The sequence below is a fragment of the Endozoicomonas sp. ALB115 genome, assembly GCF_049310245.1.
GTDB lineage: Bacteria > Pseudomonadota > Gammaproteobacteria > Pseudomonadales > Endozoicomonadaceae > Endozoicomonas.
Genome location: NZ_JBLYZG010000003.1, coordinates 144,492 through 156,641, shown reverse-complemented (window position 1 = coordinate 156,641; position 12,150 = coordinate 144,492). Strand labels below are relative to the sequence as shown.

Genomic DNA, 12,150 nt, shown 5'->3' with positions numbered 1-12,150 from the left:
ACGATTTACTGGTAGGCTTCAGGGGGGCTACTCACTTAAGATGTGTTTCCTGAAACTACGGCCTTCGCAATGCTTGCTTGATATTCAAAAAATAAGTGGTTGGTCAACCACTTATGGTAAGGTGCTGGCTATTGCTCTTATGCCTCTGAGTAATAGCCGCTTTCCCGTCCCTACTGTTCTGTGGACGAGAGCAGGGTAGAATATTCGCTGTTTTACATGGGTATTTGTCACTAATGACTGAACATCCGATAGCCAGCGGCATTGAGTGCCGTCTGACTGAAGGGATGACTGCGGCAGGAATTCAGCTTTAACACTATGTTTATTGATCAATACTGTACCTCTCTGGCAGACAACCGCTTTTCCTTTACCCGCGAACAGGCCAGCCAGTTTGCGAAGCGCATTGCCAATGATTTTAACCCTTTGCATGATGTGGATAACTCCCGCTTCTGCGTTCCGGGTGATCTGCTATTTGCCAAAATACTGCTGAGTGAAGGCCTGTATAGCGATATGCGTGTCACTTTCAATGGTATGGTCACCGACGGTGTTGAGCTGGAAATCTGTACCAACGATAAAGGACATAAGAGCATTTATGATCTTTCCGGCAAGCTGTATCTGGATATTGAACGCCACGGAGCCTGCAGCCACGATACGTTGATGATTGAGCAGCTGGTGCGCAGTTATGTGGCCTTCTCCGGTGAGAGTTTCCCTAATGTCTTTGTGCCGCTGATGAAATCCCATGGGGTAATGATCAATACCGTCAAACCGCTGGTCATTTACGACAGCATGACCTTGAAAATGGCCCGTGTTGACCTGGTAAACCCGCACCTGGAACCAGCAGGCGCGACTCTGGACGTTAATGGCAAGCGCGGTAAGGTAACGCTTAACTTTGTTTACCGTGAAAATGGTGATGTGGTGGGGATGGGGGAGAAAACCATGATTCTCTCCGGCTTGCGGCCCTATGACCAGGAAGCCATTGATATCATGATTGAAAAACACAGCGCCCGGCAGCACCAGTTTGCCGGCTGAGCGTCTTTTTTTGGCCCTCCTGGTAATGGCCACTTTTCAATGGCTACGTCTTATTTTCTGTGATGACTTTGAAGAGTGGATTCGATTCCGGTTTTTCCAGTGGTATTTCCACATAGTCAGACAAATCGCCTGAATTTTGATATTCTAACCGGCCGCCATTGGATGGCGATAAAAACCCCGTCAGCAAGGAGTGCATTGGCTTTCTAAAAAGTTACCGTGTACAGACAGAAGCAAGAATAAAACCATTTGCCATTGACCGTTAGTAGAGGGACTGTTTCATGCCAGCCTATCGCTCCAGAACATCCACCCATGGCCGTAATATGGCCGGAGCCCGTGCGCTATGGCGGGCAACAGGTATGAACGATGGGGATTTCAACAAACCCATTATTGCTGTCGCTAACTCATTTACCCAGTTTGTACCTGGCCATGTTCATTTGAAGGACATGGGGCAACTGGTTTGCCGTGAAATTGAGCAGCATGGCGGTGTGGCGAAAGAGTTCAACACCATTGCCGTGGATGATGGCATTGCCATGGGGCACGATGGCATGCTCTATTCGTTGCCCAGCCGGGACATCATCGCTGACTCCGTGGAATATATGGTCAATGCCCACACAGCCGATGCGCTGGTCTGTATTTCCAACTGTGACAAAATCACCCCGGGCATGTTGATGGCGGCCATGCGTCTGAACATTCCGGTGGTTTTTGTTTCAGGTGGGCCAATGGAAGCGGGTAAAACCAAACTGTCACAACATGGGCTTGACCTGGTTGATGCCATGGTGATCGCCGCTTCAGATGCCGATGATGAAACCGTTGCCGAGTATGAGCGTTCAGCCTGTCCAACCTGTGGTTCCTGCTCAGGGATGTTTACCGCCAACTCCATGAACTGTCTGACGGAAGCGCTGGGTCTTTCCCTGCCGGGCAATGGTTCCATGCTGGCTACTCACGCTGACCGTGAACAGCTGTTTCTGGAAGCAGCTCGCCGTATTGTTGACATCACCCGGCGTTATTATGAACACGACGATGAGAGTGTACTGCCCAGATCCATCGCCAGTTTCAAGGCGTTTGAAAATGCCATGAGTCTGGACATCGCCATGGGTGGATCGACCAATACCATCCTGCATCTGCTGGCGGCTGCCCAGGAAGGTGGCATACCTTTCGATATGCGTAATATTGACGAGTTATCCCGTCGGATCCCCCAGTTATGCAAAGTGGCACCCAACACCCCGAAATACCATATGGAAGATGTTCACCGGGCGGGTGGGGTGATGGGTATCCTTGGTGAGCTGGATCGTGCCGGATTATTGCACAATGATATTCCCATGGTGCACAGCGCCACCGTCAGTGAAGCCCTGTCCCGTTGGGATATTATCCAAACCCGTGATGAGTCGGTAACAACGTTCTTTAAGGCCGGTCCTGCCGGTATTCGTACGACAGAAGCCTTCAGTCAGGATTATCGCTGGGAGACACTGGATGATGACCGGGCAGAAGGCTGTATTCGCTCACTGGAACATGCCTTCAGTACTGAGGGGGGGCTTGCAGTGCTTTATGGCAACATTGCCGCCGATGGCTGTGTCGTCAAAACCTCGGGTGTTGATGATGATAACCTGGTCTTCGAAGGTCCGGCCCATATCTGTGAAAGTCAGGAGGACGCGGTCAACGCTATTCTGGAAGACCGGGTGCAGCCGGGAGAGGTGGTGATTGTTCGCTACGAAGGGCCAAAAGGTGGGCCGGGTATGCAGGAAATGCTCTACCCCACCAGTTATCTGAAATCGAAAGGGCTGGGTAAGGCCTGTGCGCTGCTGACGGATGGACGCTTTTCCGGGGGGACTTCCGGACTGTCCATTGGTCATGCTTCTCCTGAGGCCGCATCCGGTGGTGCCATTGGCCTGGTGGAAAATGGGGATATCATTCGGATAGATATTCCCAACCGAAGCATTAATGTCCAGTTGACCGAAGACCAGCTGGCCGTCAGACGGACAGCCATGGAGGCCCGGGGGAAAGCTGCCTGGCAGCCGGTTAAGTCCCGGCCAAGAAGGGTCTCCACGGCACTTAAAGCTTATGCCCGTATGGTCACCAGTGCAGATAAGGGTGCCGTTCGGGACTTGAGCCTTTTTGACTGATCACTGAGTCAGAAAAATAGGATTCCATCTGGTTAACTACTTACATACACACAATACGAAGAGCCACCAGAATCAACAGGATGCCACACAGCCGGTTGATCAGCGTGGCTCTTTTTCGTAGCGCTGGCAGCACTTTGCCATGGCCTGCTACTGAGGCAACCAGGCAATACCAGACGCCATCGCAGAGTGTGGCAATGGATGCCATCAGTATCTGAGTGATTACCGTGGAATCAGGCGTCACAAACTGGCTGAACAGCGCCAGGAAAAATACGGCAATCTTGGGGTTCAGGAAAGAGACCAGAAAGCCGTTAATTGCCGCCTGTTTCAGGCTCAGCTGTTGCTGTAACTGATGCTGGTCGTTAATTAACGAGGATGCACAGGTAATAGCCTTATACCCCATCCAGGCCAGATAGGCAGAACCTGCATAGGTAATGAATTTATAGAGCCAGGGCGTTTCAGTAATCACAACACCGATACCCGCCGCCACCAGAAACGCATAAATACCAATCCCCAGGGCATGGGAAATCGACGTAACCAGCCCATGGGCCCTGGACCCCTGCACGGTACTTTTCATGACGGCCGCCAGACTTGGGCCCGGTGAGATGGTACCAAGCGCACAAATGGCCAGGATGGATAACCAGGAAGATGCTGTCATTGCACTACTACTTCTATGTGTTGTGATGTTGTATTGGCTGCGAAGTATAGTGCTTTGCCAGCGGTCTTTTAATTAACTTTGCTGGTTCTGTCCGGTTTGGCAAGGACATCCCTGGCTTTTTCCAGCGCGGCATACTCATCAATAAACCAGCCGACACAGCGTTCAGTGCTAATCGGCACTCCTGATTCATTAATGGGCTGATAAACGATCCACCACCGCTCTTCTGGCCGGGGGTCGTTGTATACAAAGACATATTTCATATCGCCCCGGTCAGTAATGGAGACCATTACCTTATCGTAGGGGGTATGTGGGCACACGTCTTCCATCAAAAACACATAAGTAGGCCTGCCCTGATTGAACTCAATGTACTGAAACTCCTTTATCCGGCGAAAGGTAGCAAGCGCCTTTTCGATGTCCGAATTCATCAGGTAGCCGGGAATATTGTTGTTATCCCACCAGAATTTGCCGTCCAGTGATGGCTTTTTAACAAGAAATGATCTGTTCATACTGCATAGTCCCTTAAACATTGTTTTAACTTTTAGACCGTGCGTACCAGATTAGGTTCCATGTCATGTTCGCCGACAGCTCCTGGTGCAGCTTAGCGTTGATACCCATGCTGTTCGTGCTGAGGCCTGTCGAAGGATGTGGACTCCGAACCAACAACGAAGACCGTGCCAATCACCCTTCGACTCCGCTCAGGGTGAACGGAGATATTACTGAACAGCGCCCCCCCGTTCATCGTGAAGCTTGTCGAAGTACGGTTGCACCATCCTTCGACAAGCTTCAGGATGAACGGGGTGTACGGGTATTAACGCTTTTCTGCACTAGTGCATGGTTTCAATGAGTTTGACGTGCACAATCTCCGTTCACCCTGAGCGGAGTCGAAGGGTGCTTGGCACGATCTATCAGAGTCCGGAGTTTCCGCCTTTAGGCCCTATGATGGATACTTCGACAGGCTCAGGACGAACGGAGTGCGGAGGCACGACAACCCGTCAAACTCATTGAAACCATGTACTGGCTACTTTCTGGAGTCACTTGATGACCTGAATAGGGGGTAAACCTGCCAGATTCAGGGTCAGGGTCAGCAGTTTATCCCAAGCGTTACCTTTCTCTAACCCTTTGATACAACGATCAATCTTTCCTGTATCCAGCAGCATCTGACGCAGGTTTCGCTCGCTGCTCCGGCGAATGGCCTTTTCCAGCAGTGATGACCTGCGCTTGAGCATAAATGGCACGAACCCCAGCGCTTTAGCGGATTGTTCAATGGCCAGATCCCTTGCCATCCCCCGGGATAGCTGTCGGCTCAGATGGCTAAGCAGGCGTATCTCCCTGGCCAGAGCCCAGAGAATGATCGGAGGCTCAATGCCCTCACCTTTCAGAATGCCCAGGATGCGCACACACTGTTTGATATTGCCGTCCAGGGCGCTGTCCAGCAGTTGGAACACATCGTATCGGGCGCTGTCCGACACCGCTTCTCGCACAGTAGCTTCATCAATGGTTTTATCCCTGGCCAGAAGCTTGAGCTTTTCCAGTTCCTGGGATGCCGCCAGAAGATTCCCTTCCACACGCTCGGCTATCAGGCTCAGGGCGTCCGGGGTTGCCCGGTAGCCATCCACTTTAAGCTGTTGAGCGAGCCAGCCTGGTAGCTGTCCGGATTCGATTGGCCAGATGGGAATAAATACCCCGGCCTGTTCCAGCGCCTTGAACCATTTTGATTTTTGCAGGGTATTGTCCAGACGATCCGTGATCATCAGCAGCAGATTGTCCGGTGAGGGGTGGCTGAGGTATTCCAGCAGCGCTTTACTGCCTGCATCTCCGGGCTTGCCATTGGGTATTCGCAGCTCAAGAATCTGCTTCTGGGCAAACAGCGACAGGCTGTTGGCCGTGCTGAGAAAATCCCCCCAGTCAAAGCCGTTTTCAACATGATAAACATGGCGCTCGGAAAACCCGGTGTCCCTGGCATATTGGCGAATTTGATCACAGCACCGGGCAACCTGAAGCGGTTCATCACCGCTGACGATGTAGACAGGTGCCAGCTGTTTCTTCAGCTGTGCACCCAGTTGGTCAATACGAAGCTTCAAGGCAGAGGGTTCCGGCTGGATTCAGTGTTCTCCATCTGGGCTTGCGCCGCAGCCCTGGCTTGTTCAGCGGCCGCTGACAGCTCATTTTCAGACAGGCTGTGAATCCGGCGCAGGGTTGTGGTAACCAGTTCCTGCTGTAGCTCAGAAAGGATAATCCCTTGTTCGGATTCCGCCGCATTCGGCGCATCCTGGTTCTGGGTGATGTAACGTTCGCGGGTTAACTGAACCGGAGCAAACAGCGGCAGGCCAGAGGCGGTTTGTAACTGGTAAACCACCTGCATGGCAATTCTCTGCTCAAAATAGCCCGCACTGGCAACGGTCTGCTGATCCGTATCACGTTCAACGCGGATGATGTTGATGCGCCATGGAGCCGTCTCGCTGATATCGATGCCACTGCGTTCCATCGCTCTGGAGAGGGAGCGAATATAGACAGGATCATTGCCGGTGATGGACAGTTGGCTGACTTCACTGGCAGTACTCATTACGCCTCTCAGATGGAAGCCACAGGCCGTTAACAGGCTGGTTAACAGCAGCAAGGTCAGCGTGCTCACTGAACGAAAGGGGTAGGTCATGATCTCTCCAGCAATGATGCTTCAAGTGTTCAAATTCGACCTGTAACTCTACCATGACGGCGGTAAGCAGAAAAAAGAAAATTGGCTTTGAGAAAAAAACACGCCGCAATGAATGCGGCGTGTGTATCGGGTTTTAGCAGGTGTTGCGATTAAGCCAGGTCAAATCGATCAGCATTCATCACTTTGGTCCAGGCGGCGACAAAGTCACGAACGAATTTTTCCTGATTATCGTCTTGGGCGTACACTTCTGCGTAAGCTCGCAGAATTGAGTTGGAACCAAATACCAGGTCAACACGGGCGCTGTCCCAGGCCGTAGTGATCATATCGCTGTTGCTCAGGCCGCTGGCGGCAATTCTGGCCTTGAGCGCAGCCACATCGTAATCGGTCTTGCCTGCAGGTACCGGGTCTTGCCAGATCAGCGCTTCCTGTGGTGCATCCGGGCCGATGTAACGGGTTTGTGGTCCCATATCCCGGTGGGTCAGCTTGAACCAGGCACGGGCAAACACGTCGGAGAAGTAGGCGTGGTCATCACGGAAGCGTTCGGAAATCTTGCGATATTCCGGATCCACCTTCAGCGCCATATCCGCATCGGTCATGATGGGGTTGTAGCGGATGGATGGGTCTTCCACATCCACAGGCTTGTCTTCTTCGGCAATGTTAATGGGCTCATATTGCCAGGCACCGGCCGGACTCTTCTTCAGTGCTTGGCTTCAGCCACTCTTCTTCCGAGCCCCAATAGATATCTTTTTCAGGGTGCCAGATATCTTCCCGGCCGAAAGCGAAGCCAAAGGTCTTCAGCCCCATGGATTCATAAGCGACAGTGCCTGCATAAGCCAGCAGGTCAGCCCAGCTCAGTTTGTTACCGTACTTTTTCTTGATCGGCCATAATAGACGACGGGCTTTGTCCAGGTTGGCGTTATCGGGCCAGGAATTCAGCGGTGCAAAACGCTGGTTACCGGTACTGCCACCGCCACGGCCATCGGCAATACGGTAAGTACCGGAAGCATGCCAGGACATACGCACCATCAGGCCGCCGTAGTGTCCCCAGTCGGCAGGCCACCACTGCTGGGAGTTGGTCATCAGATCTTTAAGGTCTTGCTTCAGGCCTGCAAAGTCGAGAGTTTTCACCGCTTCCCGATAGTTAAACTCCGGTGCCATCGGGTCAGTTTTTTGGTCATGTTGATGCAGAATGTCGAGGTTCAGGGTTTTTGGCCACCAGTCAACATTCGACTTGCCGCTCTCTGTTACCACACCGTGCATAACAGGGCATTTTCCAGAGTGGGGTTTATTCATTGTCCGGTTCTTCATGTGGATTAAATCGGAGACATTATTTGACTTGCGTGTTGTTGTTTTAATTTATGTCAATATTTCTTCTTTTCTATCAGTATTTTACGAAGCCCGTTTGATGATTTTCGGGGGGGGGGGGTCGTGTTTTTCAGGTGGGTGTACTGATTGCTGGTGGTTAGCCGCCTGCGGCTTCTGCTTCAGAAAAGGAAAGTGAGCATCGTTAGATCAATAGATGTTCAATCCAGTGAGACTTCAACTTTGTCGGTGATGATGAAAGCCGTATCTTCAAGGTAGTAAGCGGCCTCATTAATAAATACCGGATAGCCAGGTTCCCCGGAATATCGGATGTCATCACCCTGAAATGTCATAAAAATGGGGTGATTGGTTTCTAGCAGGCGATAGTCCCGATCCTGAAGGTCTTTGTGAACCATTGCGGTCAGATTCCCTTGTTCATTTCTGGGGTAAGGTACTTTTTCCCTGAACCTGAATACCGTCACGGCGTCAGGAAGTTTAGGTTCCTGGCGAGTTTTGCACAGAGTCAGGAACTTAACGACCAGATCCACCACTTTCTCGGTGGTTTCAAAGAGGTCATGACGAAGCACGGCATTGGCTAAGGGACCAACCTCAATCACAATACCAAAACGTGAAATGCTGTTTAAAGACGGGTGCTGACTATGGTCAACATCGCTGAGCAGGATCCGGGCTTCGGGAATATTTTTCTGCACATAAGCCGCAGTGTGAAGGTTAAGTGGCTCACTATTTCTGACGATCAGGGTAATGCCCATATTGGCGGTGGTACTGTGGAGATCAACCAGGAAGTGCTGGCCTATGGCATCCTGAGATAAGTGTCGGGCGATTTCTCTTGCCCGCTGACACTCATGGGCGTCTTGAGTGCCGGTGAGAACCCGGTCAGAAAATGAGCGGTTCAAATCCTGATCAATAAACCGCCTTGCCCGGGCAAAGGCTTCCGGATTGGCAAGGAGCGTTGCCACTTCCAGGGCATTATCCTGAAAAATCCCCACTTGCTCTGCCTTACTTATGAAGTAGGGGCCGATGTATTCATTGCCGTGGGTTCCACCAATAATAGTGACTTTTTCAATGATCTGATGGTTGCCATTTTTCATCATTAACCTCTCTGGCAGTGCAATTGTTTATCTGATTTTTTATGACTGCCTGGCTGCATTTGTTATCAATGAACAGCGTATGCGTGATGTGTTTTACCCAATCTTAACCATTGGTTAAATGATACTTCCGGGAGGGATTTCTAGCTGAGAGTAGTTATAGTCTGGTGTTTACGCCAGTTTTACTGTGCCGGGAATCATTCCCGGCGTTTACATTTTTATTTCAAGTTGAACAATTCTTTCAAGTTTTATCGGGAGAACCAGTTCACCTCCTGCCTGCTGGCTTTTAAGCTGAAGCTCACTGTCACTGAGGCTGTTAATAATGCCCTCGTACTGGCGTCCATTGCTCAGGGTAATTCTGATTTGCCGCAGCTCACCTTCAGTCAGACTGGTCAGCTCCACAGGCTGGTAACGGATATGCTGACCCACATACACTGCTCTCAGGTCTATTTCCTGTTCAGGCAGGGAGGCTGATTGGTCATCATAGGGTTCAGATACGGGGTTTGCCCTGCGCCCGTCTACTTCCGGCAATTCGACGTTGCTAAACAGTATGGCCTGCAGATCACCCACTTTTTTACTTATCTCCCCCGGAACAACCGTGAGTATTGGCGCAATGATCTCGCTATTGTTAATCGATACAGAGCGCTGGCTGAGCACCGGAACGTCATCTTCCCGGTACTGCCGGTTGAAAAGAAACGGGGATTGAAATTCCAGGCTAATGGAAACGGTCTCTGGATTGTTGAGGAAGTCCTGGTATGCCTCTCGAATAGAATCACCCGGAATAATGCCCCATAATGCTGCGTAGTATTGATTCTCCCGTGATACTTCCCGGGCAACATACTCAGCCGTTGAAACACCAGAGCGTTGAGCGCAGAACCTGACTTTCCGGCTTATATACCCATCATCCTGATACCAGAAAGAAAGTTGCTTCAGTCCCGCAGTTTCGGTTTTGAATGCTGCCCGGTCAAGATGGCTCAGGTTATCGATGGACAGGCCCAACGTAGTAAATCCCAACCCCTGAATTTCGCTTTCAATGGTAAGGTCAAGCGTTTGGTTGAAGTCATGGAATTGATATCGGAGTCCGAGATTGACTAAATTGGCAGAGGTATAACCCATTGATTCAAGCTGTGCAGGGCCAAAGAGACGCTGGTCATGACAAGCTCCGGCAAGGCTGTTTAATGACTCATTCCTTTTGGAAAAATGGGCTTCCAGGTGAGGGTGGTCCAGAAAAAATAAGTTCATGCCCTGCAGCTCTACAGTCAGGGATTGCGGTATCAGAGAGTAATCACCGGTTAAGGCTGGCTGGTACAGTCCATAAAGCTCTGGAAAGCGCAGGGATATTCGCTGTATTTCCAGTCTGGGCTGCTGGCCGGATGGTAGATCCATCGTTGCATTGTGCAGCTTGATAGTGCCGCTCAGGCCTATATCAATTTTCTCATAGCTGACACGGGCATAAGGAGAGAGGCTGGCGACCCATTGATTTACCATCAAGGTGATTTTACTGGATAAAAAGTACCTGATTCCCGGCAAAATAACGGCTGCCAGAATTGTGACAAGCGTAAGTCCTTTTAACAAGCGAAGCACTTCATCACTCTGAATTATCCATAAAATCTTATATGGTCAGGAATTTTGCCAGCAATTCACAAGGGAAGCCAGAGTCCTCTTTGATAGGTTCAGCTCCCGTTTGGCGGATGGACTTTACTGATTGTTGTCAGGTTCCGGGAGGCTGGCCGCCCCACCATGCCGGAACTTATCCGGATTTTCAGTGTCATACTTCTAAAGGAACAAATAATAATTAACTCAATATGATGGCAGAGTGCATTCTTTGCTTCAGGCTAAGCAGGAGGCCCCATGGCAGAAGCTGTATCCATGCAATTAGCGGCATCCATGCCGCCGGATTTGCCCAATTCCGCCCAAACAGCCAATGTCAGCTGCACTGAACTGACCAAAGAAAAGAATCTGTATGTTACCGATGCTATGGGTAACTCCAGGCAGGTGCGGCTGGTGGAGCGTTGGGAGCTGCGGACTGTTCAAAACAGGATTTTTGCCAGGCCATTAGGAAGTGAGTTAAGAACGGTTATTGAGAGGAACGTTACAAGCCGGTGCCCGCAGACACCATCTTCGCTGACAGCGCCGCCTTTTATGCCAGTTGCGGTTTCACAGCCAGCTTTTATCAGCAATGCGGCCTCGGGTAACAGGTTATTGACTGCCTGGACGGCCTTACCCGACAGGTCGATTGCCTCTCTCTTTACCACACCACCTGCACTGCATGTTGTGGTCTGTGGACCTGACCTGACTGAAAGCCCGTCAGCGCAAATGATCATTGAGGTGATTACAAAAGTAGCACAACTGATTGCCCTGTTAACGGGGGGCAGTGTTCAGATCATTGATGGCGGACAGGGGGAGCCTGAGGATCACGCAGCGTCCCAGGGGGGCAGGGTGCCCTTGTCTCAACGACATTCAATCAGTGAACTGTTAGGTAACCTTATTAACAATCTCATGTTGCAGGGGCGTCCGGAAGATATTCAGAAAGCGATGGAGTTATCCAGATTGGCGGAGAAGCTGTCGCTGGCTTTAAAAGATGCTAACTCAGTGACAGACTCTGCTTTATTGCAAGAAGTTGACTCTCTTTTAAATCAGTACGCCACCAAAGCTGGTATTGCTGGTGAAATTGCCCCTGAAAAAGGACTTGCCCTTGTTAACCGGCAATACCTCTCGGAGTTATTAAAGCCGGGGGTAGCTAATGGGCTTGGCTGCGGGGTGGAGCATGATGGATTATCTGCACCAGCAAAGTCCGGGGTGCATAATGGGCATGGCGAGAACAGGCTGAAAAACGGGGAAGGGCCTGTTTCCCCGGGGAGCAAGAGCGCAAATGAAGCTGTTCGCCCTGAGTCAGGTAACAAGGTCGGCACCAGTATCAATATCGGTGTCAATAACAGTGCAACCCCTATCAGTTCCGCGCAGGCAATGGGTTCGTTAAACCAGTTGCTTGCTTCAATGGGGTTGGCCAATATCGCAGCACAACCACCACTGGCTGTGGAAAGTGGTCAAAAGCAGCCGCCTCCCATTATTTTACCTAATCTAACTCCAAATCCTTTGAATCGGTCTGATAGGAAAAGGAAAAGCAGGAAAGAACGTGAAGAAGAGGAAGAAAAAGAAAGGGAAGGGTCACCCTTTTTATTCGATGATGAGCCTTTTGATGATGACGAATAAAGGAAATAGCCTGTCCGGGAAAAACAAACTCTTGCCCTGACTTCCCATTTTTAGGGCGAAAAATAAAGGGGCGTT

The 12,150-nt window shown here is 50.7% G+C and carries 9 protein-coding genes and 1 pseudogene; 3 read left to right on the top strand and 7 right to left on the bottom strand.

The window, feature by feature from the left end:
* Positions 1-315: 315 nt before the first annotated feature.
* The gene (locus ACO6VE_RS02580; protein ID WP_422446637.1) at positions 316-1,026 is read left to right on the top strand and encodes a DUF3581 family protein; all 711 of its coding nucleotides are present in this window, start codon (positions 316-318) and stop codon (positions 1,024-1,026) included.
* Positions 1,027-1,304: 278 nt separating this feature from the next.
* Entirely contained in the window at positions 1,305-3,146 is a 1,842-nt protein-coding gene (ilvD, locus tag ACO6VE_RS02575) for a dihydroxy-acid dehydratase (protein WP_422459542.1), read from the top strand.
* Between the two features lie 40 nt (positions 3,147-3,186).
* Here the strand turns inward: ilvD and ACO6VE_RS02570 are convergent, their stop codons facing one another.
* The 7 genes and pseudogenes from ACO6VE_RS02570 to ACO6VE_RS02540 all read right to left on the bottom strand — a co-directional run bounded on the left by ACO6VE_RS02570 (position 3,187) and on the right by ACO6VE_RS02540 (position 10,353).
* Positions 3,187-3,801: a LysE family translocator gene (locus tag ACO6VE_RS02570; protein ID WP_422446633.1), complete on the bottom strand. Its 615-nt coding sequence runs from the start codon at positions 3,799-3,801 to the stop codon at positions 3,187-3,189.
* Positions 3,802-3,869: 68 nt separating this feature from the next.
* Positions 3,870-4,307, bottom strand: coding sequence for a hypothetical protein (locus ACO6VE_RS02565; protein WP_269673074.1), 438 nt, complete (start codon positions 4,305-4,307; stop codon positions 3,870-3,872).
* Positions 4,308-4,832: 525 nt separating this feature from the next.
* Positions 4,833-5,882 carry a DNA polymerase III subunit delta gene (gene holA, locus ACO6VE_RS02560; protein ID WP_422446631.1) on the bottom strand — a complete coding sequence of 350 codons (1,050 nt, stop codon included), beginning with the start codon at positions 5,880-5,882 and terminating at the stop codon, positions 4,833-4,835.
* Positions 5,879-6,454, bottom strand: a complete 576-nt coding sequence (locus ACO6VE_RS02555) for a hypothetical protein (RefSeq protein WP_422459540.1) — start codon at positions 6,452-6,454, stop codon at positions 5,879-5,881. Before ACO6VE_RS02555 ends, holA begins: the two co-directional genes overlap by 4 nt.
* 293 nt (positions 6,455-6,747) lie before the next feature.
* A pseudogene (locus tag ACO6VE_RS02550) lies at positions 6,748-7,747 on the bottom strand (peroxidase family protein); the annotation flags it as partial.
* Between the two features lie 230 nt (positions 7,748-7,977).
* Entirely contained in the window at positions 7,978-8,868 is an 891-nt protein-coding gene (locus ACO6VE_RS02545) for an aspartoacylase (RefSeq protein WP_422446627.1), read from the bottom strand.
* 204 nt (positions 8,869-9,072) lie between these two features.
* Complete coding sequence (locus ACO6VE_RS02540; RefSeq protein WP_422459538.1) at positions 9,073-10,353, bottom strand: hypothetical protein; 1,281 nt, start codon at positions 10,351-10,353, stop codon at positions 9,073-9,075.
* A gap of 360 nt (positions 10,354-10,713) precedes the next feature.
* Between ACO6VE_RS02540 and ACO6VE_RS02535 the strand changes: the two genes are divergently transcribed.
* A complete protein-coding gene (locus tag ACO6VE_RS02535; protein ID WP_422446619.1) occupies positions 10,714-12,075 on the top strand; it encodes a hypothetical protein in 1,362 nt (453 codons plus the stop codon).
* Positions 12,076-12,150: the final 75 nt, after the last annotated feature.

Coding starts and splice junctions, on each gene's coding strand:
- ACO6VE_RS02565 (WP_269673074.1), bottom strand. CDS start 4,307: ATGAACAGATCATTTCTTGTTAAAAAGCCATCACTGGACGGCAAATTC.
- ilvD (WP_422459542.1), top strand. CDS start 1,305: ATGCCAGCCTATCGCTCCAGAACATCCACCCATGGCCGTAATATGGCC.
- ACO6VE_RS02580 (WP_422446637.1), top strand. CDS start 316: ATGTTTATTGATCAATACTGTACCTCTCTGGCAGACAACCGCTTTTCC.
- ACO6VE_RS02535 (WP_422446619.1), top strand. CDS start 10,714: ATGGCAGAAGCTGTATCCATGCAATTAGCGGCATCCATGCCGCCGGAT.
- ACO6VE_RS02545 (WP_422446627.1), bottom strand. CDS start 8,868: ATGATGAAAAATGGCAACCATCAGATCATTGAAAAAGTCACTATTATT.
- ACO6VE_RS02555 (WP_422459540.1), bottom strand. CDS start 6,454: ATGACCTACCCCTTTCGTTCAGTGAGCACGCTGACCTTGCTGCTGTTA.
- ACO6VE_RS02570 (WP_422446633.1), bottom strand. CDS start 3,801: ATGACAGCATCTTCCTGGTTATCCATCCTGGCCATTTGTGCGCTTGGT.